At 46.2% G+C, this 26,947-nt stretch carries 21 protein-coding genes; 8 read left to right on the top strand and 13 right to left on the bottom strand.

The window, feature by feature from the left end:
* Positions 1–376 precede the first annotated feature (376 nt).
* Entirely contained in the window at positions 377–3,178 is a 2,802-nt protein-coding gene (locus BLD48_RS14095; protein ID WP_071500785.1) for a putative bifunctional diguanylate cyclase/phosphodiesterase, read from the bottom strand.
* Between the two features lie 128 nt (positions 3,179–3,306).
* On the bottom strand, positions 3,307–3,729 hold the full coding sequence (locus tag BLD48_RS14090; RefSeq protein WP_012371366.1) for a CBS domain-containing protein: 423 nt from the start codon (positions 3,727–3,729) through the stop codon (positions 3,307–3,309).
* 178 nt (positions 3,730–3,907) lie between these two features.
* Between BLD48_RS14090 and BLD48_RS14085 the strand changes: the two genes are divergently transcribed.
* From BLD48_RS14085 to BLD48_RS14075, 3 genes are all read left to right on the top strand, one after another.
* Positions 3,908–6,172: a methyl-accepting chemotaxis protein gene (locus BLD48_RS14085; RefSeq protein WP_071500784.1), complete on the top strand. Its 2,265-nt coding sequence runs from the start codon at positions 3,908–3,910 to the stop codon at positions 6,170–6,172.
* 133 nt (positions 6,173–6,305) lie between these two features.
* On the top strand, positions 6,306–7,457 hold the full coding sequence (locus BLD48_RS14080) for a helix-turn-helix domain-containing protein (protein WP_071500783.1): 1,152 nt from the start codon (positions 6,306–6,308) through the stop codon (positions 7,455–7,457).
* 25 nt (positions 7,458–7,482) lie between these two features.
* Positions 7,483–8,676 carry a CDP-glycerol glycerophosphotransferase family protein gene (locus BLD48_RS14075; protein ID WP_071500782.1) on the top strand — a complete coding sequence of 398 codons (1,194 nt, stop codon included), beginning with the start codon at positions 7,483–7,485 and terminating at the stop codon, positions 8,674–8,676.
* Positions 8,677–8,743: 67 nt separating this feature from the next.
* Here BLD48_RS14075 and rlmD read toward each other — a convergent pair whose 3' ends face one another.
* The 8 genes from rlmD to BLD48_RS14035 form a co-directional block, all read right to left on the bottom strand.
* Positions 8,744–10,108 carry a 23S rRNA (uracil(1939)-C(5))-methyltransferase RlmD gene (gene rlmD / locus BLD48_RS14070; RefSeq protein ID WP_071500781.1) on the bottom strand — a complete coding sequence of 455 codons (1,365 nt, stop codon included), beginning with the start codon at positions 10,106–10,108 and terminating at the stop codon, positions 8,744–8,746.
* 29 nt (positions 10,109–10,137) lie between these two features.
* The gene (locus BLD48_RS14065; protein ID WP_071500780.1) at positions 10,138–11,106 is read right to left on the bottom strand and encodes a diacylglycerol kinase; all 969 of its coding nucleotides are present in this window, start codon (positions 11,104–11,106) and stop codon (positions 10,138–10,140) included.
* Between the two features lie 148 nt (positions 11,107–11,254).
* Positions 11,255–12,688, bottom strand: a complete 1,434-nt coding sequence (gene gatB / locus BLD48_RS14060; protein WP_071500779.1) for an Asp-tRNA(Asn)/Glu-tRNA(Gln) amidotransferase subunit GatB — start codon at positions 12,686–12,688, stop codon at positions 11,255–11,257.
* A 13-nt stretch (positions 12,689–12,701) separates the two neighbouring features.
* Positions 12,702–14,144: an Asp-tRNA(Asn)/Glu-tRNA(Gln) amidotransferase subunit GatA gene (gatA, locus tag BLD48_RS14055; RefSeq protein ID WP_071500778.1), complete on the bottom strand. Its 1,443-nt coding sequence runs from the start codon at positions 14,142–14,144 to the stop codon at positions 12,702–12,704.
* Between the two features lie 16 nt (positions 14,145–14,160).
* The gene (gene gatC / locus BLD48_RS14050) at positions 14,161–14,451 is read right to left on the bottom strand and encodes an Asp-tRNA(Asn)/Glu-tRNA(Gln) amidotransferase subunit GatC (protein WP_014971273.1); all 291 of its coding nucleotides are present in this window, start codon (positions 14,449–14,451) and stop codon (positions 14,161–14,163) included.
* Between the two features lie 266 nt (positions 14,452–14,717).
* Positions 14,718–16,229, bottom strand: a complete 1,512-nt coding sequence (putP, locus tag BLD48_RS14045; protein ID WP_071500777.1) for a sodium/proline symporter PutP — start codon at positions 16,227–16,229, stop codon at positions 14,718–14,720.
* Positions 16,230–16,301: 72 nt separating this feature from the next.
* Entirely contained in the window at positions 16,302–17,846 is a 1,545-nt protein-coding gene (gene pruA / locus BLD48_RS14040; protein ID WP_071500776.1) for an L-glutamate gamma-semialdehyde dehydrogenase, read from the bottom strand.
* 127 nt (positions 17,847–17,973) lie between these two features.
* A complete protein-coding gene (locus BLD48_RS14035; RefSeq protein WP_014971276.1) occupies positions 17,974–18,261 on the bottom strand; it encodes a HesB/YadR/YfhF family protein in 288 nt (95 codons plus the stop codon).
* Positions 18,262–18,372: 111 nt separating this feature from the next.
* Here BLD48_RS14035 and BLD48_RS14030 point away from each other — a divergent pair, with 111 nt between their 5' ends.
* From BLD48_RS14030 to BLD48_RS14015, 4 genes are all read left to right on the top strand, one after another.
* Positions 18,373–19,215, top strand: a complete 843-nt coding sequence (locus tag BLD48_RS14030; RefSeq protein WP_071500775.1) for a hypothetical protein — start codon at positions 18,373–18,375, stop codon at positions 19,213–19,215.
* A gap of 12 nt (positions 19,216–19,227) precedes the next feature.
* Positions 19,228–19,677, top strand: coding sequence for a thioredoxin-dependent thiol peroxidase (gene bcp / locus BLD48_RS14025; protein ID WP_071500774.1), 450 nt, complete (start codon positions 19,228–19,230; stop codon positions 19,675–19,677).
* A 342-nt stretch (positions 19,678–20,019) separates the two neighbouring features.
* Entirely contained in the window at positions 20,020–21,669 is a 1,650-nt protein-coding gene (locus tag BLD48_RS14020) for a peptide ABC transporter substrate-binding protein (RefSeq protein WP_071500773.1), read from the top strand.
* 269 nt (positions 21,670–21,938) lie between these two features.
* Complete coding sequence (locus BLD48_RS14015) at positions 21,939–22,589, top strand: homing endonuclease associated repeat-containing protein (RefSeq protein WP_071500772.1); 651 nt, start codon at positions 21,939–21,941, stop codon at positions 22,587–22,589.
* A gap of 171 nt (positions 22,590–22,760) precedes the next feature.
* On the opposite strand, the gene BLD48_RS14010 is transcribed toward BLD48_RS14015, so the two are convergent.
* Positions 22,761–24,458, bottom strand: a complete 1,698-nt coding sequence (locus BLD48_RS14010; RefSeq protein ID WP_071500771.1) for a GGDEF domain-containing protein — start codon at positions 24,456–24,458, stop codon at positions 22,761–22,763.
* Positions 24,459–24,588: 130 nt separating this feature from the next.
* On the opposite strand from BLD48_RS14010, the gene BLD48_RS14005 reads away from it, so the two are divergent.
* On the top strand, positions 24,589–25,197 hold the full coding sequence (locus BLD48_RS14005) for a YktB family protein (RefSeq protein WP_071500770.1): 609 nt from the start codon (positions 24,589–24,591) through the stop codon (positions 25,195–25,197).
* Between the two features lie 32 nt (positions 25,198–25,229).
* Here BLD48_RS14005 and BLD48_RS14000 read toward each other — a convergent pair whose 3' ends face one another.
* Complete coding sequence (locus tag BLD48_RS14000) at positions 25,230–25,739, bottom strand: hypothetical protein (RefSeq protein ID WP_071500769.1); 510 nt, start codon at positions 25,737–25,739, stop codon at positions 25,230–25,232.
* 134 nt (positions 25,740–25,873) lie between these two features.
* Positions 25,874–26,947, bottom strand: a complete 1,074-nt coding sequence (locus BLD48_RS13995) for an ABC transporter substrate-binding protein (RefSeq protein ID WP_071500768.1) — start codon at positions 26,945–26,947, stop codon at positions 25,874–25,876.

Genomic DNA, 26,947 nt, shown 5'->3' with positions numbered 1-26,947 from the left:
AAACTCTAGGGCTCAGTTCATGATAAAGGACTAATCGTTTCGGTTTTTTTGTCGCCATTCATGCGTTTCTTCGAAATACGGAGGTACTATCGACGTCCTGTCTTCCCTTGACTCCTACGGGAAAAAGCATGCTTTTGCACGCTGACAGAGACAGGCAAGACCCGACTTCGCATCCGACAGAATAAGACGGCGCGGCTTGCGTCTCGTCCGAGGAAAGCAAGGGAAGAAAAAGGACGTTGCTTCCAATTAATTCGTCAGATTCCCGACTCTTACATGAATGTAGAGACTCTTCTCACCGACATTAAAAGACCGCTTCCCTCAATCAAACGGGAAACGGTCATCATTTCATACTAAAGTTCATTCAACAATCGGTTGGTCATCCGGATTGGCTAATTTCTTTTTGATACCGCTCATACCAAATTTCAAATTCATCCGGCGGAATCGGACGTGAATAATAGAATCCTTGACCATATTCACAGTCCAGTTTCCGTAAATTCTCCCCTTGTTCCGCTTGTTCGATTCCTTCAGCAACCACGTCATATTTTAACGTATGCGCCAAACGAATGATCGTTTCGATCAACGGTGCGTTCGAACACGCATCATCTCCACTGATAAAGGAACGGTCAATTTTCAAACGCTGAATCGGCAAACGGCTTAAATAGGATAACGAAGAATAACCGGTACCGAAGTCATCAATCGCCAACCGGTACCCGAGACGATGTAATGTCTGTAAGGCATCAAACACCCGTGTATCCGAGAAGACTCCAAAGGATTCTGTAATTTCAAGCTCCATCCGTTGTTCAATCCCTGGATACCGATCTCTGACGTCCGTCAGAAACTCGACGATCCGACCCGAGACGAGTTCTTTAACGGATAGGTTAGCGGAAACACGCATCGATTCAAGCGGCGTCCCTTCCCAGCGGCGAACTTGATTGACCGATTCCTGCACGACCCACATGCCAATCTCTTCAATGAGCATCGATCGTTCCGCAATCGGAATGAAGACAGCAGGACTGATCATTCCCCGCTCCGGGTGGAACCACCGTAACAATGCTTCACATCCATCAACTTCCTGCGTCTTCAGATTCACCTGCGGCTGATAAAACAGTTGAAGTTCGTTACGCGCAATCGCTTCCCGCAACTCCGATTCGAGTACGACCGATTCACGGTATTCCTCACTCATCCACGATTCAAACCAAATCGGTTCACCGGCTTGTTCTCGTTTTGCGTGTTGCATCGCAATATCGACGGATGACAACAATGAGGTCACTGCTACCGCGTCGTCTGGATATCGAACCATACTCATACTGATATTGACGTCAATCGTCTCCCCATCCACTTGATAGGGACGCTCAATGATGGTTTTAAGATCCCGGTAATCGACGATTTCTTGTTGGAAAATCAAGACGGCGAATTCGTCTCCACCAATTCGGGCGGCTGATCCCGTCCCGATGAAATGATGGCGCAACCGGTTCGAGACTTCTTTTAAAATCTGATCGCCGGCGCTGTGTCCGTAAATATCGTTGATGCGTCTGAACTGACGTACACCAATCGTGACGAGTTCCCCCGGCTGTGGCGCCGCCAGTGCTTCACTCATCTTTTGTTCAAAACCGTTTCGGTTCAGCAAGCCCGTCAAAACATCATACAGCGCAAGTTGCGTAATCCGTTCTTCTCGTTTGAATTGATCCGTCTCGTCGTGACACGTCAAGTAGAGAGCGGTTCCCCCGTCATTTTTCGACGGAACATGAATGATGTTGACGAACATATTACGGATATCTTGCTTAAAAATCATTTGGCAACGAATCGTCTGGCTATATCCTTCGATCGCCCGATTCAATGCCCGCCGGACACGATTCAAGTCCGCCGGGTGAATCAGTTCCTCAATCGTCATTAAGCCCGACGATTGGGCCAATTGCTTAAACCGATCATTGCCGCTCAGCAACTGAAAATCTGATGATAACGCAACGATCGGGTTCGTATTTTGTGAAAACAGTGATTCGATTTCTGCTTTTTTCTGTTTGATTTCAATCGTTTTTTTATCATTGTAATCCAGTAAGCCGGAAATGATCGTCGTCATCGTCCGGAATGCCTCAACGACCGGGTGGAAGTCGTTTTGTTCCGGCACATGATGATGTGATTGACGAGGACCTTCCGCAAAGAAATTCGCTTCTTCCTGAAGGATATGTAAATCTTTTCGGAACGCCCGCAATAAGGAGAGCGTCAACCCAAGTAACGACAAGATGACGAGACACGTCACGATGAACATCAACCAGGCATTTCGAATGAGGGTGTTTCCTTTCTCCGTCAGTTCTGACTGTACCTTTCGAATTCCTTCATCGAACAAACGGTACATACTCGTTTGATACCGTCCTGATACTTTATCGATCGTTCCGTATTGTGGATTGTTCGGTTGACTCAGCGTCGCGTCAATTATCCGTAAATACGCATACATCTGATTGCTCATCACTGAAATGTCTCGTCTGCGTTCTGTCTCTTCCGGTCGCATCGTCGCATACAGGGACTGAAGCAGCGTATCATTCCGTAAGTTGACATCCTGACGTATTTGTCGAATCCGTAAGAGCTCGATCGAATCCAACTGGTGATCTCGATTAGCGCTTAACAGAAACTGACCAGCACGTCCGAACTCTTCCTCCATCAAAAATAAATTCGAGAAAAGCGAATAATACGTCCCCTTCTCTCCGCTTAAGTACAGTTGATTGAACAAAATCTCACTTTTATACGAAGTGACAGCTCGAAAAAACTGATGGTCCGATGCATACCCGCCGGCTTGCAGTTGATTGATTTCGGACAAGAGCCCCTTTTTCGTCGGACCGTCTGTCTCTGTCTTCTCAATCTGTTGTTCGAGTGCCGTCAGTTCCGTCTTCGTTTGTTGCCACACGTCGCTACGTAGCGAAGTTGTTTTTTCCGTTTTTTCACTTAAGGTGAGATAGTATTCGTCCGTCAAATTCCGCTCGACTTGATTCAATCGATCAAAGATGTTCATCATCTCACTTGAACGCTTAAACTGATTCCCATCTTCTAGATTTTTAAGTAGTTGTTGCGTCGCGATTAATAACGCTAATAAACCAATGATTAAAATCATCCGTGAGAACGTTTTATAGTAAGAGCGTTTTCGGAATGCTTCTACGATGGAGACTGGTGATAAACGTCGCAACACATCGTCCTCCTTAACTTGTCATTATGTTTCTATATCGTCCGACTCGGCAGATTCGTGAAGTGAAAATGGGTCAATGAAAAGCACTTATCCTCACTTTTCGTGAAAATAAGTGCTTTTAATACTAGATTTTAGTATTGAACGTTTTCCCGTGCGACTTTTTTAGCAAAATAATCAATGATATCACGCCGACGAATGATACCGATGAAGTGTTTTCCATCATCGATGACAGGCACGAAATTTTGATCGGTGATGACTTCAATCATCTCTTCCATCTGTGCAGTAATCGAGACCGGCTTATAGCGGACACGTTGTTTGATGTCTGTCAAACGCGTCTGTAAGACATGGTCATAGTCCGCATGTTCGAGATTTTTTTCCAGTGCCCACAAGACATCCCCTTCCGTCAGGGTTCCTGCATATTTTCCTTTATCGTCAACGAGTGGGACCGATGTGAAACGATGATGTTTCATCTTTTCCAGTGCTTGTCTGACCGTTGACTCCGGATCTAAGTATTTGACTTCGTCTTTTGGTAATAAGAAAAACGCAATGTTCATTTCTTGTTCCTCCCTAGCCACTCTGTGAAACCTCTCCTATTTTATCATGAACTTACGTTGTATTCAGTTCCAAAATCATGAAAATCTCCCCACAATTCCTTCATATTTAGTACTACCCTTCCGATAATCAGAATAGACAGATTTTAAAGACTATTTCAAAAAGATAGGAGAATTACACATGCGTCTTCCGATCACACGTCGGCTTTTTATTGGACTTATTTTATTACCTGCCCTCACATTAGGCGTCTCGACCTGGTTTTCTTACGACCAGACGAGTCAGACGGTCGAACGTCTCGTCGACTCAACTTCTCAGACAGCCTTGAAACAACTCGAACAATCGTTTTCGCGCATCATCGACGACACAAAAAAAGATACGACCTTACTGGCCGGTCTGCCCTTCAATCGTGCGGATGGTCAACTACCGAATTACATAGACACCAATAAAGCATCCACATCGACCGAACTACCTTCCCAAAAAGCAAAGGATATCTACAGTGTCCTTGAAAAGTACGGCTCTTCGAAAATCGAAAATTCATTCATTCAATATGCGGATGTAAAAGGTGGCTATTTGAATTGGCCGAAACAAGACGCGGCGGCAGGTTATGATCCCCGCAAAGAAATCTGGTACAAGCAAGCACTTGAAAATTCCAGTACCGTCGCGATGAGCGAACCGTATTATGATGAAGCAACCAAGTTATCCGTCATCGGCTTTTCAAAAGCGACGCTTGACGATCAGGCCAACATCAAAGGCGTTTTATCCGTCTATAAAAGTGTCGATCGACTGTCGGAAGACATGAAACGAATCGAGATCGGTCAAGACGGCTTCGTTTTCAGTTATACGAAGGATGGCAAAATCGTCACCCATCCGAATAAAAATCATTTCTTCAAAAAAGTCGATCAGCTGCGCGAAAACGGGAAACCGTATTTTGCGGCTCCAACACAAATGATCAATCAAGAATCCGGTTCTGCCATCATGGATGTCGCCGGTAAAAAATCGGTTGTCATTTGGCAACTATCTTCCAAAACCGGTTTTAAACTAGCGGTCGTTCTCGACTACGCCTCGTTATATGCACCAAAAGACGCGATGCTCAAGCAGTCCTTGATCAACTTCGTCATTGCGATTGCGCTCGCGACGTTAATTGCTTGGCTGATCGGCCGGTCGATTAACCGTCCGTTGTCCGGTCTCCGCAATGAAGCCTTAGCCATCGCAAGCGGCGACTTACGAACGACGCATCGTGACAAACGATGGATCCGTGATGAGTTATCTGACCTTGGTGAAAATTTTGACGCGATGCGCCATAAACTCCGTCAAACGATTACGGCGATGACCTACTCTGCCGGAACCGTCCGTGATGCGTCACAAGACTTATCATCGAATGCAACACACGTTCAAAATGCCTCCGTCCAAATCGGACAGACGATGGAAGAAATCGCTGCTGCCGGCGAGACACAAACCAAACAGGCCGAACGGTCTTCCCACGCTGTCTATGGTGTGAAGGAACGCTCCGTCGCAATGCAAACGGCTGCGACACAAACCTTGACAGAAGTCGCTTCCGTCGCCGAAGCTGCAACACGGGGCAGTGCCCTAACCAAACAAACAATCACGGATTTATTACAACACTCCGATTCACTTGAACAGGAAATCCAGAACACCTCTGATTTTCTTGGAAAACGTTCGGATGAAATCGGGAAAATTCTTGGCACCTTACAGGCCATCTCGAGCCAGACGAACCTGCTCGCATTAAATGCAGCAATTGAAGCGGCCCGGGTCGGTGAACAAGGCCGCGGCTTCGCCGTCGTCGCGAGCGAAGTCCGGAAGCTCGCAGAAGAAAGTGATCAATCGGCAAAACAAATCAAGCAGTTACTGGGTAACATCCAGCACGAGACCCAAACGGCAATGGGTGCGATGAACGGTGTCATGGATGACTTAAAACAATCCCTTGAATCCGTCAAGACGACGGGCGTGGATTTTGAACAGATTGCCGGTTCCGTCCAACATGTCTCGAAACGGACGGAATCTTTGACGGGCGATATCGGTGCCTTGACGACAGCGACGGAAGACGTGTCGGACGCGATGGGAACAATCCTCGCCTTGGCGGAAGAAAATGCTGCCGGGATCGAAACAAGTGCTGCGAGCATTCAGGAAACGAATGCGACGATTGAAGCGGTCACGACGGCTGCCGTCCACCTGGCTCAAATCGCGACGGAACTCCATGCCTTGACGATCGATTTCCAAGTCGATGAGGAAACGACCGATAAAAAAGACACTCTTTTCGAGGAAACGAATGAGCCCTCTCCTCTTGCGCAACAGGAAATAGCCGCTTCTTCCCTCGATGAGGTCGAACTCATCGCTGAAACTGTTTCGGACGATTCCTCTGTTTTAGAAGATGACGTCTCGTTACAAGAAGAAGCGTCTCATCCTGATGAACCGTCTAAGCAGTAACCGACGAACAGGACACCCCTTACCGATTTCCTTCGGTACCGGGTGTCCTGTTTTTTAATTGATTCTTGCTATACAATCGTTTAGACACGACGTAAACTGAAAACAACACGTTTATGGAAAGGAGAAATCGAAGATGTCCCTTAAAAAAGACGACTTAATCCAAACGGCAGAACACCTTTATGGAACGACAGGTTTTTTTGTCTCCTATCGATCTGCGACAGGAGAAGAATTGGACATCCAGCCCATTCCGCCCTTCCATCCGAGCCAATTAACCATCGAGCAGAATTGGCCGCCTCCGGAGATCACTCCACTGTTATACACCTTAAAGGACGGAACAGCTTATCTGTTCATCCCCGTCCTCGATCAAGGCCAATACCGGATCGGTCCGGTTTTGTTGCAGTCTGCCTTATTCCGAGCACATATTCAAGATGAAACGTTTCATCAGTTTTACAAATCGTTGACGCGAACGACGGAAAATCGCCTGATTGATTGTGCACATCTCGTTTACCGGCTGTTAACCGGTCAACAATTAGCCGCACGGGATATCCGGGTCGAATCGGAAGTCGCCGATCAAGAAATCCCACTCATTGCTGATGTTCCTTCGCATACCGCTTCGACCGCCTACATCAAGGCATGGGAACGGGAACAACAAATCATCGAATGGATTGCATCCGGACAAAGTGAACGACTTGCGACGACCTACTCCCTGCCCGCTTACGGAGAATTCGGCTCACTGGCACGTCATCAACCCTTACGTGCCGAAAAAAACCTGTTGCTCGGTACCGTTTTGTTAAGCGCCCGTGCTGCCATTACAGGCGGTCTTGAACCGGATGAAGCGTTTATGCTCAGTGACCGGATGATCGAATCAATCGAGGCGGCACAAAGTATTTCGGAGCTCCGGAACCGCCATGTCCGGATTACGGTCAGCTTTGCCGAAGCTGTCAAACAGATTCAGGAGTTACGGCATTCGCCGCATGTTCTGGCTGCCATCCGTTACATCCAGCAACATCTGTATGATCCGTTATCGGTGTCGTCAATCAGTCGAGAAATTCATGTCTCATCGAATTACTTATCTGTCCTCTTCAAAGAAGAGACCGGACTGCCACTCGCCCGTTACGTGATTCGAGAACGGATTCGGGAAGCGAAACGCTTGTTACGTTCGACGGATGATTCGTTATTAACGATTTCCAAAAAATTACACTTCTCGAGTCAAAGTCATTTTAGCCAAGCTTTTAAACAGACGACCGGTGAGACACCGACCCACTATAGACAACATCATTTTTAAGTTTATTTTTTTAAAGGAGTATGACATGACACAGCTACTTACTAAGATTCGTCGAAAGAAAATTCATAAAGGATTGCTTTTGTACCGCCTCTTCCAGAAGCTTCCGATCAAAAAAAATCTTGTTGTATTCGAAAGTTTTTTAGGACGTGGTTATTCTGACAATCCGAAAGCACTTTATCTAAAGCTCCGCGAACAACATCCGGAGCTGAAGCTCATCTGGATTTTTGCGAAGGAACCAACCGATGACGTCAAAGCCGCCTGTCCGGACTGGGTGTTACGCAATAGTCCCAAGTATTATTACTGCATGGCACGCGCACGGTACTGGATCTTCAACACCCGTCAACCGCTCAGCTTAAAGAAACGGCGCACAACGACTTATGTACAGACGTGGCACGGAACACCTTTGAAGCGGTTAGGTCTTGATATGGAAGAAGTCCATATGGCAGGGACGACGACAGAACAATACAAAAAGAATTTTTATCAACAAGCACAGGAATGGGATTATCTGCTCTCACCAAATGCCTATTCCAGCGAAATCTTCAAACGTGCTTTTGGTTTCAGCGGCACGCTGTTGGAAAGTGGGTATCCGCGAAATGATCTCTTATATGCTCCTGATCGGGATCAACAGGGAGAGACGATCAAACGGAAATTGGACGTGCCGGCGAACAAAAAAGTCATTTTATATGCACCAACCTGGCGCGACGACGAGTTCATGACGAAAGGCCAATACCGGTTTAACCTTCAACTTGATTTACAACAGATGCAGAAACGTCTCGGTCAGGACTATATCGTCTTGCTCCGGATGCATTATCTGATTGCTGAACATCTGGATCTCGATGCGTATGCCGGTTTTGCGTATGACGTCTCGTCATACGGCGACATCGCCGAACTTTATCTAATCAGCGATCTTCTGATCACAGATTACTCCTCCGTATTCTTTGATTTTGCGCATTTGAATCGACCAATGCTGTTCTTTACGTATGATTTAGAGAAGTACGCGTCTGTCTTACGCGGATTCTACTTTGATTTTGAAGCGGTCGTTCCTGGACCTTTGTTAAAAGAAAGTAATCAGGTCATCGACTATATCGAAGACATCACGGCAAACTCCAAACAATATGCGGATAAATACACGGCGTTCCAGGAACGCTTTTGCAGCTTGGATGACGGGAAAGCCAGTCAACGTGTGGTTGATGCGCTTTTTGATTCTAATTACGCATAAAAAAAACGAGAGTCACTCTACCGTTCTTCCGGTAAGTGATTCTCGTTTTTTGTTAGTTTAAAGTGGCTTAGTTTTCTTCGCGTACAAACAACGCAACACTCTCGACGTGCGTCGTGTGCGGGAACATATCAACTGGTGTGACTTCCATCAACTTGTAACCAAGCTCAGCAAGCAACTTCGCGTCACGTGCTTGTGTCGACGCATTACATGACACGTAGACGATGCGTTTTGGTGCGACTTCAGCAGCAGCACGCAAGAATTCTTCGTCACAGCCTTTACGTGGTGGGTCGACGACGATGACGTCCGGTTTGATACCGTTTTTGACGAGCGCCGGCATGACCGTTTCCGCCGTTCCATATTCAAACGAAACGTTATTGATTCCGTTGGCTTTTGCGTTCCGACGCGCGTCATCGATTGCTTGCGGGACCATTTCGATGCCGTAGACGTGTTTTGCTTGTTGCGCCAGGGATAACGAAATCGAACCGATGCCGCAGTATGCATCGACGACGATTTCATCGCCAGTTAATTGAGCGTATTCAAGCGCTTTTCCGTATAATTTTTCCGTTTGTAACGGATTGACCTGGAAGAACGAATGCGGTGAGATTTCGTATGTTAATCCAGCGATTTGGTCGCGGATGACAGACGGTCCATGAAGGACGATATTACGTTTTCCTAAGATGACGTTCGTCTCATCCGGATTGATGTTGTGCTGGATCGATGTGACATTCGGGACCGCTTTTAAGATACCTTCGACGATTTTATCGACACCACGCAACTGTTTGACTTTCGTCACGAGGACAATCATCAATTCGTTTGTATGGTAGCCGTGACGTGCCATGATATGGCGGATGACACCACTGTTTTTCTTTTCGTCGTAAGCAGGTACTTTAAGATCTGCCAAGACTTTGCGAACAGCTTGGATCGCTTCGTCGTTTTCTTTGTTTTGAATCAAACAATAATTCATATCGATGATGCGGTGACTCCGTTTTTGATAAAACCCAGCCATCAACTTGTTTGATTGGAAAGCGACAGGTACCTGTGCTTTATTGCGGTATCCCCATGGATCTTCCATCCCGATTGTTTCGTGAACCGGAATCTCAAGACCCGCAAGACGAGCAAATGCGTCACGGACACGATTGTGTTTAAACTGGAGTTCCGCCTCGTATGAAAGGTGTTGCAGTTGGCAGCCGCCGCACTGGTTATAGACCGGGCATGGTGGCTCAACACGATCGACACTCTTTGTCTTTTGACGGATGATCCGGCCGAAACCATATGATTTCGTCGTTTTCGTGATTTTGACTTTTACTTGTTCCGTTGGTAATGCCCCTGGAATAAAGACCGTATAGCCGTCAATCCGCGCGACACCTGAACCGTCGTGCGTCAAATCGACGATCTCGACGACGTGCTCATCGTTTTTTTGTACTGGAATCATATTGTTTTCCTCCTAGAAAATCCCGCGCTTTACGCGAGATTCGTTTCCTGTTCTTGTGCCTGTAGCTGTAAATTGATCGTTTCCATCTCGTCGATCCGGAACTTCGGCGTCATCACTTCAAAATGCGACCGAAGATTCGTCATCTCACCTTCACAGATTCCGCCGAACTCACCATCGATGTTCAAGCTCATCTCGGATGTATTTTTCATCCGGACGAATGACGTCGTCACATGTTCAATACATGGATCAGAGAAATGATCTCCCTTTAACGCCAACCGCATCACGCGGATTAACTCGACGAGATTACATTTTTTCAAAATGAATAAATCAAAACGTCCATCATTGAGGGAAGCATTCGGTGAAAGTTTCTCGAACCCACCTACGGAATTGGTATTCGATGTCAAAAAGAGCATGACTTCGCCTTTAAAGATGCCACGTTCATGTTCCAGCTCGACATACGTCGGACGGATTTGCGGGAGCTTTTCCATCCCTTTGACGTAATACGCCAACTGTCCGAGCGCCGTCTTGAGTTTTGACGGGACTTCGTACGATAGTTCGGTCATGATACCGCCGCCTGCGATGTTGATGAAGTAATGCGTTCCTGTCGTCCCTTCGATTTTGCCGATGTCAACCGGCATCGTGTAACCCGTACAGATGACGTCCATCGCGCCTTCAATCGTCAGCGGAATTCGCATCGCCCGCCCAAAATCATTTGTTGTTCCGACTGGCAAGACACCTAACTTCGGACGAACCGGATACGATGCCATCCCGCTGATCACTTCGTTTAACGTACCGTCTCCACCTGCAGCAACGACAAGGTCAAATTCGGCTTCACAGGCCCGTGCTGCTTCATATGTCGCGTCACCGACCGCTTTCGTCGAATAGACGGAAGTCTCATAACCCGCTGCTTCCAGCCGGTCCAAGATATACGGCAGATTACGCTTTACCATCTCTTTCCCGGAAGTCGGGTTATAAATCACTCGCGCTCTAGGTCTCATAAGATTTTCTCCTTTTTTACTCAACCGATCCATTTGATACATAACTGTTTTATTTTACATGAAGTTTTGACACATTACAAAGGCAAAAAAAAGAAACGACTGCTTCTTCACCTTGATGCAAGGCGAGAAACAGTCACTTCTAGATGATTTATTTTAATTTTTCCAATTCCTCATAGAAGAGTTGATCGAGGAGGGCCGGGTTCGCCATTCCTTTTGTCTTTTTCATAATTTGACCGATGACGAAACCTTTTTTCCGGTCACGGCCGTTGACGAGTTCTTCGACAACCGCCGGATTTGCTTCAAACATCTCGACGACCAGTCCGCGAAGGAGTCCTTCGTCCGAGATTTGTGCCAGTCCTTGTTCTTCGACGTAAGCACGCGGTTCGACACCGTGTTCGATGACGGCCGTGAAGACTTGTTTCGCGATTTTCGACGAAATCGTCCCACCGGCAATCAATTCGATCATTTCAGCGAGACGGGCTGGTGTCAGCTTGATCGTTTCAAACGTTTCCGTCGATTTGTTCAAGTGACCTTGAACTTCACCGACCGTCCAGTTGGCAGCGGCTTTCGGTTCCGCACCCGCTGCGATCGTCGCTTCAAAATACTCTGCCATCTCACGTGTGACCGTCAATTGTTTCGCGTCATACGCGGACAAGCCAAGCGCTTCCTGGTAACGGACACGACGCGCGTCCGGTAATTCCGGAATCCCGGCGCGAATTGCCTCTTTCCAGTCATGATCGAGGACAAGCTTCACGAGATCCGGTTCCGGGAAGTAACGGTAATCGGACGCCCCTTCTTTAACACGCATCAAGACTGTTTGTTTTTTCGTTTCATCAAAACGTAACGTTTCCTGACGCATGACACCGCCGGATAACAACAACTTACGGTGACGGTCTTCTTCATACTCAAGACCTTTCAAGACGTTTCCGAACGAGTTCAAGTTCTTCAGTTCGGTTTTCGTTCCGAACTTCTCTTGGCCGTATGGACGGACAGAGATGTTACAGTCGCACCGTAACGATCCTTCTTCCATCTTAACGTCCGAGACGCCTGCATACTGCAAGACTTCCTTGAGACGTTCGAGATAGGCGACTGCTTCTTTTGGTGAACGCATGTCCGCTTCACTGACGATTTCGATCAACGGTGCGCCTGTCCGGTTAAAGTCGACGACCGAATGATTGGCACCCGTGTGGTTCATCTTCCCGGCATCTTCTTCCAGGTGGACACGTTCAATCCGGAAGCGTTTTGTTTCGCCGTCCACTTCCGCATCGATATAGCCGTCAAAGCCGATCGGCTGATCGAACTGAGAAATCTGATAGGCCTTTGGTGTATCCGGATAAAAATAGTTTTTCCGGTCGAATTTCGTTTGATCGGCAACCTGACAGTTCAAAGCCATTGCTGCACGAACGGCGAGTTCGACTGCTTTTTCATTGATTTTCGGCAAGACACCTGGGTGTCCGAGACAGATCGGGCATGTTTTTGTATTTGTTTCTGCCCCGTATTCCCGGGCACAGCCACAAAACATCTTCGTATTTGTATTTAATTCGGCATGGACCTCAATACCGATGACCGTTTCAAAGTTCATAAGGCATTCTCCTTTATAGCTTCGGAAGCGCGAATCCGCCGGTCGCAAGCTCGAATGCATGCGCAGCACGGTAAATCGTCGCCTCGTCAAAGTGTTTTCCGATGATTTGCAGACCGACCGGTAATCCGTCGACGAAACCGGCTGGAACCGAAATCGCTGGCACACCAGCCAAGTTGATTGGAATCGTCAGGATGTCGTTGGCATACATCGTGACCGGATCATCATTTTGAGCACCAAGCTCAAACGCTGGCGTCGGTGCGGTTGGTCCGATGATGACATCATAGTTTGCGAGAACGTTGTCGAAATCTTGTTTGATCAATGTCCGCGCTTGCTGTGCTTTTTTATAGTACGCATCGTAATAGCCTGAGCTGAGAGCATACGTTCCGAGCATGATCCGGCGTTTGACTTCGTCACCAAAACCTTGTGCGCGCGAATACTTGAAGACGTCTTCTAGTGCGTCTGCCTCGGCACGGACACCATAACGGATTCCGTCAAAACGAGCCAAGTTCGATGAGGCTTCCGAAGAAGCGAGTAAGTAATACGTCGCGAGGGCATATTTCGAGTTCGGCAGTGAGACTTCGTCGACCGTCGCGCCAAGCGATTCCAGTTTCTTGATCGCTGTGCGGATGTTCTCTTTGACACCTTCACTGATTCCTTCTCCGAAGTACTCTTTCGGAACGGCAATCTTCAAGCCCTTGATATCTCCTGTCAACGCTTGTGTATAATCGGTCGGATTGACGTTTGCTGACGTCGAATCCATGTCACAATGACCGGCGATCGCGCTGAGCAAGTAGGCATTATCTTCGACAGTCCGTGTTACCGGTCCGATTTGGTCAAGTGACGAGGCGAAGGCAACGAGTCCGAAACGTGAGACGAGACCATATGTCGGTTTTAAACCGACGACGCCACAGTATGCAGCGGGCTGACGGATCGAACCGCCTGTATCTGAACCTAAGCTGAACAACACTTCTCCTGCTGCGACTGCTGCTGCTGAACCGCCTGACGAACCGCCCGGTACGTGTTTTGTGTTCCACGGGTTGCGAACCGGTTTATACGCTGAGTTTTCGTTTGAAGAACCCATCGCAAACTCATCCATGTTCAACTTCCCGATTGTGACGGCGCCTGCTTCATGCAGACGTTCGACGACCGTCGCGTCGTGAGCCGGGACGAAGTTTTCAAGGAACTTCGAACCACATGTCGTCGTCATTCCTTTTGTGACGATGTTATCTTTGACACCAATCGGCAAACCGAATAACGGGCTTGCTTCGTGTTTTGCGATTTCATCCATTCGTTTTGCTTGTTCGAAAGCATCTTCATTCAGAGACAAAAAGGCTCCGATTTTTCCATCAACGCGGTCAATCCGGTCAAAGGATTCTTGGACAAGTTCAGATACCTTAACTTCCCCATCTTTGACGAGTGTGTGTAAGTTCTTTACACCATGTTCAAAAAGTGACATATCGGTGGTCTCCTCCTTATTCGAACACTGCCGGGACACGGACTTGTCCGTCTTCCCAATCAGGTGCGAGTCGTTCTACTTCCGTGCGCGGAAGTGATGGGCGTACTTCGTCTTTACGCAAGACGTTTTTAAGATCGAGGACGTGTGTCGTCGGTTCGACCCCTGTCGTATCGAGCTCATTTAATTGTTCAGCGAACCCAAGAATCTTCTCGAGTTGAACGGTAAATTGTTGGACTTCTTCATCTGTTACGGCGAGACGTGCTAAATGCGCCACATGGCGGACTTGCTCTTCATTAATCTTTGCCATCTGATTCCACCTCCGGAACTTTTTCAATATATTTTACACTATTTCTAATCATAGCACTTTTTGTCCAGACAAAAAAGACGATGGTGCATCGGGGGGAGGTCCGCACCATCGTCCTTATGGGGGTAGCAAAGCTTCCGGGCAGAAAGCTTCTAGTTATGAATTACCCGAGCTACCGACAAGCAAAACAAAAAAACTGAATATTCTAAAATTAACCATTGAAAAAGGAATGTGAGAAGTCCCCCCCTCACATTCCTTTGAACTCGTCATTAAACGACTTTCCGTTGTGGCTCCGCCCCTTTGAGCTGGGCTTGTACTTCATCAAATTCATCATAGATCGCTTGACTCGGTGCTTTCGTGACGAGACTGCCGACGACGAGTGCAACCGTCGAAGCGAGGAAAGCTGGAATCATCTCATACATCTCCGAGATATAAAACGGTAAATCTTTGACATACAGTTTGACTAAAATCCAGGCAATGACGACGACAGATCCTGTCACCATCGAAGCAAGTGCTCCTGTTTTATTCATCCGGCGCCATAATAAACTGAACAAGACGACCGGTCCAAACGCAGCACCGAATCCAGCCCAGGCATAACCCACGAGTGTCAGAATCGATTTCTGAGCACCAAACGATAAAGCAATCGCAAGGAGTGCGACGACAAGAACCATGACGCGTCCCATGACCATCAACTCTTTATCCGATGCATTTCGTTTCAGGAAACGTTGATAGAAATCGTTTGTTGCGGCACTCGACGAGACGAGCAATTGCGTCGAGATTGTCGACATGATGGCAGCAAGTAACGCTGCAAGCAACAAGCCCGTCACGAACCCTGGGAAAAGATCGCGCGACAATTGAATGAAGACGTTCTCCGGATTGTTGAGCGTGCCACCTTGTTGTGTAAAGTAAGCGTATCCGAACAAGCCCGTCACCATCGCTCCGACGATTGAAAACGTCATCCAAATCATTCCGACCCGACGAGCTGTTTTCATCTCGTGAAGGTTACGAATCGCCATAAAACGGACGATGATGTGCGGCTGACCGAAATAACCGAGTCCCCAGGCCAGCAAGGAGACGATCCCGATGACTGTCGTTCCTTTGAACAACTCGAGTTTTGAACCATCCGTCGAGCGAATCGTCTCGAGTGTCTCATTGATCCCACCACTGAGTGTCAACGTGACCGCTGGGACGATCAACAAGGCGATGACCATGATCATTCCTTGGACGACGTCCGTCCAACTGACAGCGAGGAATCCGCCGAGGAAGACATAGGCGATGACGACACCTGCCAAAATCCATAAGCCGGTTGTATATTCGAGCCCGAAGACCGATTCAAACAAACGACCGCCGGCGACAAAACCGCTTGATGCGTACATTATAAAGAATATTAAGATAACTCCAGCTGAAACTGTACGCAGGACACCACTTTTATCGTGGAATCGTTTTTCAAAGTAGTCGGGAATCGTGATGGCGTCCCCGGCATGTGCCGTATAAGCACGCAGACGTGGTGCAACGAGCAACCAGTTGGCATAAGCCCCTAGTAATAATCCGATGACGATCCAACCACTGGACAGACCAGTTGCAAACATCGCGCCGGGTAATCCCATCAACAACCACCCACTCATGTCACTTGCCCCTGCTGAGAGCGCTGTGACGACAGGTCCAATCGTCCGTCCTCCAAGCATATAATCATTCATGTTTTTTGTTCGATAATACGCGACGACGCCTAGCGTGACCATCAAACCTAGATACAACAAAATTGCGAACCACATTCCGTTCATCTCGTGCTCCCCCTTTTCTAAAGAAAAACGGATATGCAGGTCGCATACCCGTTTCATCTATTAAACATCATTTTAGAACATTTCAGAAGTAGTTTTTGCTTGAAGATGTAAAGTCAAGTAATCCGGTCCGCCTGCTTTGGAATCCGTTCCTGACATGTTGAATCCGCCAAACGGTTGGTACCCAACGATTGCGCCCGTACAGCTACGATTGAAGTAGAGGTTACCGACATGGAAGTTCGCACGCGCGTATTCCTGATTCGTACGGTCTTGAGTGATGACGGCACCCGTCAAACCATACTCTGTGTTGTTCGCGATGTCGATCGCTTCTTTGAAGTCTTTTGCTTTCGTGAAGGCAACGACTGGTCCAAAGATTTCTTCTTGCATCAGACGATCGGTCGGTTGCACGTCAGCGACGATTGTAGGAGAAACGAAGTATCCTGTAGAATCATCCGCCGTACCACCTGCTGCAATCCGTCCTTCTTGTTTTGCGACATCGAAGTACGATGTGATTTTCTTGAAAGCTGCTGCATCAATGACAGGTCCAACGTTGTTCGTCACGTCAACCGGGTTACCGATACTGAGTTTGTTTGTGTTTTCGACGACTTTTGCGAGCAACTCGTCGTAAACAGAATCGAGTGCGACGACACGTGAACAAGCTGAACATTTTTGTCCTGAGAAACCAAATGCCGCTTTTGTGATCATGTCTGCCGCGTAGTCGAGATCAGCCGACTCATCGATGACCATCGTGTCTTTTCCGCCCATTTCCGCGATAACGCGTTTGAGCCAGATTTGACCATCGTTCAATTTTGAAGCACGTTCGTTGATGCGGAGTCCGACATCACGTGAACCAGTGAAGCTGATGAAACGTGTTTTCGGGTGATCAACGAGGTAATCTCCGACTTCCGCGCCTGGTCCTGGAATGAAGTTCAAGACGCCAGCCGGAAGGCCCGCCTGTTCCATGACTTCAACGAATTTTGCAGCGACGACCGGTGTCGTCGATGCCGGTTTCAAGAGAATCGGGTTACCTGCCACGATCGCAGCAACCGCTGTTCCTGCCATGATCGCGAGTGGGAAGTTCCATGGTGAGATGATGACGCCGACGCCAAGTGGAATGTAGTCGTACCGGTTGTATTCGCCCGGACGGCTTTCAACTTTTTTACCTTCTTTTAAGATAAGCATCTGACGTGCATAATACTCAAGGAAGTCGATCGCTTCTGCTGTATCCGCATCCGCTTCGTTCCATGGTTTACCTGCTTCTTTGACGAGATAGGCTGAGAATTCATGTTTTCGTTTACGGATGATGTTCGCCGCTTTGAATAAGACGTCCGCACGAACACTCGGATTAACGAATTTCCACGTCTCAAATGCTTTGACTGCCGCCTGCATCGCATCTTCAGCGTGTGCCTGTGTTGCTTTTGAGACGCGTCCGACGATTTCTTCTTTGTTTGCCGGATTGACAGAAACGATCTTATCTTCTGTCGTCACACGTTCTCCCCCGATGACGAGTGGATAATCCTTGCCAAGCTCTTTTGATACAAGTTCAAGCGCCTCTTCGAACGCTTTCTTGTTTGCTTCTTGTGAGAAGTCCGTGAATGGTTCGTGTTTGTACGGAATCATCTCTATTCCCCCTTTATACTTGCTTTTAATCGCTTACATTCTCCATTGTACAGAAGCATGTCGTCGCTTACAATTATTCTAGACAAAAAAAATGAAGCAGACCAATTTGGTCCCCTTCATTCTCCACTTATTGTTTCGCTTGGGAAAAGACGATCTCTTCGTTTTGAACGGATACTTGGACATCTTGTCCTTGGAAGAGCCAGTCATCTTGATCCGATACGACGAAATGAATCCCGTCGACGACTTCTTCGACCGCCGCCCGGTCCACCGCTTCCATGTGGACACCAACTGAGAATCCTTGCGTTAAATCCGTTGAACCGCCGTATTTCGCGAAGAAACGGATCGTATCGCCTTCTTTTGCTTCCATCTCTTCTTTAAAATACTGTAATGCCTCATCTGTTACGTGAATTTTCATCTTGAACCCACTCTCCTTTATGTTAGTGTACCTATTCCCTACTCAAAAAAGCGAATTTCCTGTATGGTGAAGACACAGAGTATTGATGTTTTTCATTAGGAGGAACCAGAAATGAAACGATTGCTGACGATACTGGCATCAACGAGTCTCATCCTCGTCGGATGCGGAAACGATTCTGCCCCGTCTACTGATACTGAATCCCCGAAGTCCACGGAAACGAAACAAACCAAACAGGCAAGTCAAGACGTCCTCGACGTGTACAAGACGTACCAACAAACCGTCGGACAGTCCGGTACGGCTGACGCCAAGGCCCTTGCCCGGGTTGAATATACAGGAGATGAAAAATTACTCCGCCCTGCCATGCTTGGTGCTAAAAACTTAAAAATCAAACCGGGTAAGGTCGTCAAAAGTTTTCAGAAAGGGGACGTGGCGTACATCATTCACGAGTTTAATGATGAAGACGGCTCCCCGCTGCCAAACCGAGCATCAAAGCTGTTCCTGAAGCAAGATGATGCATGGAAAGTCGTCATCGTACCGACGACGTTTGAGCCTGCCGTCTTTACGACGCTCGCCTCGATGTTCGATTCCTTTAATGCCGATGAATATGGTGTCAACGCGAAAGCAGCGGAAGCAGTCGGTAATACGAAGGAAGATCAACAGGATGAAGTCTTCACACGCGTCAATGCCCAGACGGATTATATGGCGCTTGAGATGAACAGTAATATCCTGATGATTTACGGTCAAGCGCTTGGCAATGAAGGGAATCCAGAGACGCTGGTCGACTATTATGAAGATTACGCCGACTGGTACCGTGATGAACAAGCCTTGTTGCTGAAGACGGCAAAAGCCGGAACAGACTTCGAAAAATATTTGATCGCCCTTGATCCCTTAAAGGAAAGCTTGCAAAAGAAGCTTGAAAAATACGCCGACCAATTGAACATGGAACTTGGTTAAGGAGGAACTACTATGAGCACACTTGATTTTACCCTTCCGAATGCACAAGGAGAACTGATTTCGTTGAGCGATTATCGCGGAAAAAAAGTCGTTCTCTACTTTTATCCAAAAGATTCTACACCGGGCTGTACGACCGAAGCCTGTGATTTCCGTGATGCAACGGAAGCCTTTGCTGCTAAAAATACGGTCATTCTCGGTGTCTCGGCCGACAGCCAGAAAAGGCACCAGAACTTTATCTCAAAATACGAACTTCCTTTCGAACTTCTATCGGATGTCGACCACAGCGTCTGTGAACAATATGGTGTCTGGCAGCTCAAGAAAAACTACGGTAAGGAATATTATGGAATCGTCCGTTCCACATTTTTAATCAATGAATCCGGTGAATTGATTCAGGAATGGCGGTCCGTCAAAGTCAAAGATCATGTCACAGAAGCACTTTCCTTCCTCGATCAACTCAACTGACCCACCTCAAACACGCTATTGCTGATAGCGTGTTTTAATTTTCATAATCATCTTTACCTCCCAATATTATCCTTGGATATTATCCTTGGAGAAAATTTATTTTTACAAAAAAAACGTTGATAACACACGAAATTTTAATAATTTTGAAATAATCTGAAAATAAGCTATTGATTTTTCTGAATATTGTATTTATTATTGGTAACAAGTTGATCCGGTGCTTTCCTTCAACAAAATAAAAGGCGATGACCCCTCTTATTTTTTTTATAGGACACCGGATCGCTATTCTAATCGGTACTCATTTTTCAATCATATATATTCATTCTTGGGAGGGAACTTATCATTATGAAGAAGAAAAAAACACTTGCACTCGTTGGTGCTCTAACAATCGCTGGATCAAGCCTCGCTGCTTGTACCTCTACAGATGATTCAAAAGATACTTCAGGTTCGACCGACACGAAAAAGGCATCAGACAAACAGGTCCTTAACCTGACAAGCGGTTCAGATATCCCGGCACTCAGCCCGACGGTCGCAACGGACTCCGTTTCATTCACAGTCCTCAATAACGTCCAAGAAGGTCTGTTCCGTCTTGACGAGAAACAAGAAGCAACACCTGGTGTCGCTGAAAGTGTAGACGTCTCTGAAGATGGTCTTACATACACATTCAAATTACGTGATTCTAAATGGTCGGACGGCAGTGACGTCACGGCAAAAGACTTCGAATATGCGTGGAAACGTGTCCTTGATCCAAAAAGCGGATCACAATATGCGTACATCATGTATGTCATCGACGGCGCGGAAGCTTACAACACAGGTAAAGGAAAACCAGCTGACGTCGGTGTCAAGGCTGTTGACGACAAGACACTGGAAGTTAAATTGACACAACCTGCTGAATATTTCAAAGCGTTGACGGGCTTCGGTTCATTCATGCCGCTTAAACAAGAATTCGTCGAAGAAAAAGGAAAAGATTTCGCAACGAATCCGGAAAACTTCCTTTACAACGGACCATTCCAATTGACGGACTGGAAAACAGAAGTCGGCTGGAGCTACAAGAAAAACGATCAATACTGGGATGCAGATGCTGTCAAACTCGAAGAAGTCAACTACAAGGTTGTTAAAGAAACTTCGACTGCCGTCAACCTCTATGAAAAAGGCGACATCGATACGGTCGGTCTGACAAGTGAGTTCGTCGATCAGTACAAAGACAGCGAAGAGTTCGATACACGACTTGACGCATCAATGTACTACATCCAAATGAACTTCAAAAACGAACTGCTTAAAAACAAAGACATCCGAAAAGCAATCGATTCGGGTTACGACAAAGAGCAGATGGCAAAAGTCCTCCTGAACAATGGATCAATCCCTGCCTACTACTATGTACCAAAAGAATTTGCTAAAGGTCCGGACGGAAAAGACTTCCGTGACGGTAACGAAGGCTTTGGTTCATTCGACGCATCATCGGCAAAAGCATCATTCGAAAAAGGCCTGAAAGATGTCGGTAAGAAAACGGTCAAACTTGAGCTTCTTTCATACGATGATGACAACTCGAAGAAAATCTCTGAGTACCTCAAAGGCGAGTGGGAGAAAAACCTGCCAGGTCTTGAAGTCACAATCAAACAACAACCGTTCAAGAACAAGCTAGAGCTTGAATCAAAAGGTGAATTCGAACTTTCATTCGCTGGTTGGGGACCTGACTACCAGGATCCAATGACGTTCCTCGACATGTGGATGACAGGTGGACCTTACAACCGTGGTGGTTACTCAAGCGATCAGTACGATTCACTCATCAAATCAGCGATGAAGGAAACGGATGCTGAAAAACGCTGGCAGTCACTCAAAGACGCTGAGAAAGTCTTGCTTGAAGACGACCAAGCCATCTCCGTCATGTACCAACGTGGTGCTTCCCTCTTACGTAAACCTTACGTTAAAGGAATCGTTAACCACAAAGTCGGTGCGGATACTTCGTTCAAATGGACGTACATCGAAGGGAAATAAGTACCACTTCAGACCAGTCTCGCTCCATGCGAGTCTGGTCTTTTTTTCCATATGAGACAAATGTACTGTTTTTAGAATTAACATTAAAAATTGTTAACATTCTGTTTTCATTTGAATTACTTCCATTTATACTTAGCTGAAGAATGATTTTCACTTTATTTACAGTATTTCATGGTAATTATTCATAATTAATGGAAATGTGCCGATATATTCTATACAGAGGACTTTTGCCTCAACTATTACGATCGACTAGGAAGGAGGACTCACCCTTGAAACAACGTGTACTTACGAGTCAACAAACATGGACGGAAGAACAACTGGAAATGATTCAAGCGATCCAAGCCTTAGGTGAGCTGATTCAGGACCGTCCCCGTCGGACGATTTATCGTCGCTATGCCATCGAACATGGATGGCCTCAACCAGAGACCATCATTCGCCAGTTTGGTTCTTGGCCGGAAGCATTATCTGCAGCAGGATACGAATGGCACATCGATCAGCAGCCGGAAGAACTCGAACGTGCTCCGAAATATACAAAAGATGAAATCTTAAAATCATTCCACCGTTATGCCCAAGACGTCGGATCAACGATTACATTAAAGAAATACCAGATGTGGCGAAAATCCGTTCATCATGCACCTAGTCATTATCATATCGTGAAAATGTTCGGATCGTGGCATGACGCCTGTACGGCTGCCGGCTTAGAAGCTAGTGTCACCTATTCGAAAGCCGAACTCGCGGCTTCGCTCCGACAAGCGATTGAAGAAGTTGGTTTCTCGCTCTCTTTCGAAGCGTACCGTGAATGGGCAAAACGTAATAATAAACCTTCTACGAAAGCCTTACTTCACCGTTACGGTTCATGGTCAGCTGCGATTCATGCCATTGAAAGTGAAATTCGGATCAGTAAACAACACGCCCAATAATCTTGCCTTTATCTTTCAATTTTAAACACATCCCTTCATGAGTCTCATTCGCACCTGGAATGAGGCTTTTTTTGCGCAATTCTTCTCTTCTTTTTGTTCCCTATCCTATTCAGACCACCTAGAAGCCTGTTTACAACAAAAAAGAACCGTCGACATCGTCGACGGTTCTTTTCATATTACACGTTCTTTCCACTCTTGATACGATGCGACACGGTCCCGCCCTTGGAACTTCGCTCCGATGTACATCGCTCGGTCTGCGTTCCGGATCAGGCTCGCTAGATCACCTAACTCGTTTAATGTATCAATGCCGATACTTGCCGTAATCTTTAATTGATTGTCTTCAATCCGAACCGGGTTGGCATGTAACGTCTCGCGAATCCGTTCCGCCACGATTTGCGCGGATTCAAGATCCGTATTTGGTAACAAGACGACAAATTCTTCCCCTCCGTAACGTGCCACAAGATCCGTGATACGCGTCGCCTGCATCAACAGCTTGGCGACTTCAAACAAGACGACATCACCGACTTCGTGTCCATACGTATCATTAATTTGTTTAAAGTGGTCTAAATCAATCATTAAAGCCGAGAACGGATATAAGTCCCGTTGACGGATCCGCCGATCGCCCCATTCTTGTAAGGCGCGGTAGTTCGGTAATTTCGTCATCGCATCGGTCCGGCTGTCCGTCAAGAGACGCTCACGTTCCTGTGCCCGTTCGACGGCCCAGGACAAGACACGAAGAGCCCGATAAAGCTCATAACCAAAATCTTTTGTGAATTCACCGCTCGCTTCGGATGCTAGAAATAACGAACAGTTGATTTTTTCCGTCGCTTCCGGTTGAATGAATAAAATTGATTGGGTTTCTTCCGGGATACAATCGTATAACCGAATGTCCCATTCCTGTTGCATCCCGTATAACAAGACTTCATCTTTTTCTTCAATGATCTCTTCGATGATGATACCCTGAACGTGATCGGCCTTTAATTTCCGTCCGTCTTTTAAGGAATAATAAATCGGATTTCCTTCACTAAAATCAAACTTGATCCACGCAATGTCTGGACGGACAAAATGATTTAACTGCCGTAAGTAACGCTCGATGATGAACTGGGCGTCCCCGTCCTTCCAGGCGGCTTCTTTTAAGCGTTCGATTTGTTCCCAGTGCTCGATCCGGTCGCTCGCATGGACGGAACTTCCAAGTGACCGCTTGATGATGAACAACGCAAACGCCGTCATGACAAGTCCACTGTTCCCATTGTTTTGGACCATCAATGTACTGAAGATACCAAACAATAATTCAGCCGCGATGACGACTGCTTCAAATCGGAGTAACGGTAACATGACATTGCTCGGGATATTTTCACCCAGTAAAAAGTGAGATAATCTATATTGGAACAATAAGACCAACCATAAAATCAAGACCATAACGAGCAAGGGTCCAATGTTGCCGATCAATGCAAAATCTTTTCCATGGGTTCCGCCTAACGCATTGTAGGCAAGTCCCGCTGGTAGGATCAGCAATAGTTCAAGCGTGACATTAAACGGGTAGTTATGTAGCATCCGTCGGCGTCCGATGGCCGTATGGACCGTTCGCAACTGATAGATCAACATCGTCAATTGTCCGACACAGATGGCCGAGAGTAATCCGTATGTCAAGAACGTAAACAGGACGAACCCAAAATGGAACGTAAAACTCATATGTCTTCGACGGACGGGATCGATGACAAAAATAGTAGAGAGTGCAACGACAAGCGTAAATGTAAAAAAATCGATGCTGGGACTGTAATCCCTTGATTTCGCCAGTAAATCTATTCCAATGACGACAAGGAAAAATACAATCCAGCTTCGAAGGAGATATTGTTGAAAACGACGCACGTTGACTTCCCCTCCCCTAAACGTTTTTGTATATATATGGAAAACGCATATTTATTATTCACCATTTGAGCATCGAAGTCTATTTTTAATACTCCGATTTGTTACACTATTAGACAGAGGTGATAAATCAGTGACTACTCATTTTACAAAAGAAGCGTTTGATACATTTCAGATTGATGGGTTGGAGAAGCGGATGGAGGCAATCCGGGAACGGATACAGCCTGTCTTTAAACAGATTGGACAAGAAGTTTTACCTGACTTGACGGTTCATCTTGCAGAAGATATCTATGTCCATATCGCACAACACGCCCGCCGGAAAGTGAATCCACCAAATGATACATGGATGGCATTCTCACCAAATAAACGTGGTTATAAGATGCTTCCCCATTTTCAAGTCGGCTTATTTGATGATCATCTTTTCATCTGGCTTGCCTATATCTACGAACTTCCGAACAAATCACAATATGCAACTAAATTATTGCAGCAACAAGACATCTTACATGCACTTCCGTCTGACTTCGTCATTTCTTATGATCATATGAAAAAAGACGCGCAACGAATCGATGAAACAAGTCTTGAACAAGGACTCGTCCGGTTTCGTGATGTGAAGAAAGCGGAATTCCTAGTGGGCCGTCATGTTCCCGCTGATCAAGTCAGTTCGATGTCGCATGAGGAATTAGTAAATCTGATTCGAAATACCTATGAACAACTCGTGCCGATTTATAAAAAGATTCAATAAAAAGGATGGCCCAAAAGGTCATCCTTTGTTCATTAGTTATATTTTACTAGAATTGACATGATTTGTGTACGCTCAGAATTTAAATTTAGATAAATGTTGACCTGTTTTGTTGAAACTGTCATCAGATTAAAGGCTTGATCAAGCTTTGCAGTAGGATATGCTTGTTTTACTTCCTTGACAGAAACCGTTCGACTGAGCACTTTAGGATTATAGACGATTGCTGAAACTTTTGCTTTACGATCGGGTACACCGAACGTTGAACAATAATGAATCGCTTTGTTAGGTGTGACTAACCCTTTACCACTTTGGCACCATGTCGAGTTTCTTTCACCTTTGTACGCAGTATGTACTTGCGCCAATGTCGTCTGTTCCAGTTTCACTTTATTATCGGTTGATGTTGCCTTTGAAGCACTCGTTTTGATCTGTTTCAACCAGTCGACATCTGTCGGTTTAGCCGCTTCTACGGATTCGTTATATGAAGGACCTGAGACAAGACTCATGGTAAGTGCAGCAGTTAAGATAAGACCTAAAAATTGTTTCATGATGTGCTCCCCCTTGAAATGCTTTGATAGATATCTCATTCCCCCATTTTCGAAATAATATTCATTTTAAATACATTTCTTTAAAAAATATTTAAAAAAAGTTGCTACCTGAATAGGTAACAACTTTTTTTGCATCATTTCTTATGCATTTTGAACTCTAAAAATAGTTCATTATAATGTGCCAACATTTCTTTCCCTAAGTTTTCATATACTTCAAGTGTATCGGTGACTTCTTTGTTCGGGTAAAACCGTTCATCTTCACGTACTTCACGATCAAGCAACTTCAAAGCAGCCGTGTTGGGCGTCGAATAACCAACGTAGTCAGCATTTTTTGCGGCGTTCTTCGGTTCGAGCATGAAGTTGATGAATTGGTGAGCACCGTCGATGTTTTTTGCTGTCTTCGGAATGACGATGTTATCAAACCAGACATTGGATCCTTCTTTCGGAATCACATAGTTCAAATTTTCATTTTCACTCATGATTTCATTGGCATCCCCGGACCAGACGACACCTATTCCAGCTTCTTCATTCGCGAGCAGCAACTTGATTTCATCACCGACGATCGCCTTGACGTTCGGTGTCAGTTTCATCAAGTTGGCTTTCGCCGCTTGAAGTTTGGTTTCGTCCGTCTCGTTTAACGAGTAGCCGAGACTGTTCAGACTCATCCCCATCACTTCACGTGCTCCGTCTGCGAGGAGAATCTGATTTTTTAGCGCCGGATCCCAAAGATCCTTCCAGCTCGTCGGTTTTTTTCCGCCAATCAATTTCTGATTATAGACGATTCCGACCGTTCCCCAAAAATAAGGAATCGAATAGCGGTTGCCTGGATCAAACGATAAATCTAAAAAACGGGGATCGATATTTTTTAAGTTCGGCACTTTTTCCTGATTGATCGGGATCACCAGATCTTCTTCGATCATCTTGGCAATCGCGTAATCAGACGGGACCGCGACATCATACGTCGTGCCTCCCTGCTCGATTTTCGTCAACATCGCTTCGTTCGAATCAAACGTTTGGTAGACAACTTTGATACCAGACTCTTTCTCAAACTGATCAATCAGTTCAGGGTCGATATAGTCACCCCAGTTATAGATGTTCAAGACATTTTTACCGGAGTACCCTTGCGTTGCATTGAGTCGATTTAAGGCAAACAAGATGATGCCGGATATCAGAAAAATCGCTACGAACAATTGAATGAGTTTTTTCAT

It is taken from the genome of Exiguobacterium sp. KRL4 (genome assembly GCF_001870785.1).
GTDB lineage: Bacteria > Bacillota > Bacilli > Exiguobacteriales > Exiguobacteriaceae > Exiguobacterium_A.
Note: the sequence above shows the minus strand (reverse complement) of the source record. Positions and strands in the feature narration are given on the sequence as shown.

Bases quoted from the DNA above. Each gene is read 5' to 3' on its own strand.
- BLD48_RS14090 (WP_012371366.1), bottom strand. From the start codon at position 3,729: ATGAACATTGCGTTTTTCTTATTACCAAAAGACGAAGTCAAATACTTA.
- BLD48_RS14085 (WP_071500784.1), top strand. From the start codon at position 3,908: ATGCGTCTTCCGATCACACGTCGGCTTTTTATTGGACTTATTTTATTA.
- BLD48_RS14080 (WP_071500783.1), top strand. From the start codon at position 6,306: ATGTCCCTTAAAAAAGACGACTTAATCCAAACGGCAGAACACCTTTAT.
- BLD48_RS14075 (WP_071500782.1), top strand. From the start codon at position 7,483: ATGACACAGCTACTTACTAAGATTCGTCGAAAGAAAATTCATAAAGGA.
- rlmD (WP_071500781.1), bottom strand. From the start codon at position 10,108: ATGATTCCAGTACAAAAAAACGATGAGCACGTCGTCGAGATCGTCGAT.
- BLD48_RS14065 (WP_071500780.1), bottom strand. From the start codon at position 11,106: ATGAGACCTAGAGCGCGAGTGATTTATAACCCGACTTCCGGGAAAGAG.
- gatB (WP_071500779.1), bottom strand. From the start codon at position 12,688: ATGAACTTTGAAACGGTCATCGGTATTGAGGTCCATGCCGAATTAAAT.
- gatA (WP_071500778.1), bottom strand. From the start codon at position 14,144: ATGTCACTTTTTGAACATGGTGTAAAGAACTTACACACACTCGTCAAA.
- gatC (WP_014971273.1), bottom strand. From the start codon at position 14,451: ATGGCAAAGATTAATGAAGAGCAAGTCCGCCATGTGGCGCATTTAGCA.
- putP (WP_071500777.1), bottom strand. From the start codon at position 16,229: ATGAACGGAATGTGGTTCGCAATTTTGTTGTATCTAGGTTTGATGGTC.
- pruA (WP_071500776.1), bottom strand. From the start codon at position 17,846: ATGATTCCGTACAAACACGAACCATTCACGGACTTCTCACAAGAAGCA.
- BLD48_RS14035 (WP_014971276.1), bottom strand. From the start codon at position 18,261: ATGAAAATTCACGTAACAGATGAGGCATTACAGTATTTTAAAGAAGAG.
- BLD48_RS14030 (WP_071500775.1), top strand. From the start codon at position 18,373: ATGAAACGATTGCTGACGATACTGGCATCAACGAGTCTCATCCTCGTC.
- bcp (WP_071500774.1), top strand. From the start codon at position 19,228: ATGAGCACACTTGATTTTACCCTTCCGAATGCACAAGGAGAACTGATT.
- BLD48_RS14020 (WP_071500773.1), top strand. From the start codon at position 20,020: ATGAAGAAGAAAAAAACACTTGCACTCGTTGGTGCTCTAACAATCGCT.
- BLD48_RS14000 (WP_071500769.1), bottom strand. From the start codon at position 25,739: ATGAAACAATTTTTAGGTCTTATCTTAACTGCTGCACTTACCATGAGT.
- BLD48_RS13995 (WP_071500768.1), bottom strand. From the start codon at position 26,947: ATGAAAAAACTCATTCAATTGTTCGTAGCGATTTTTCTGATATCCGGC.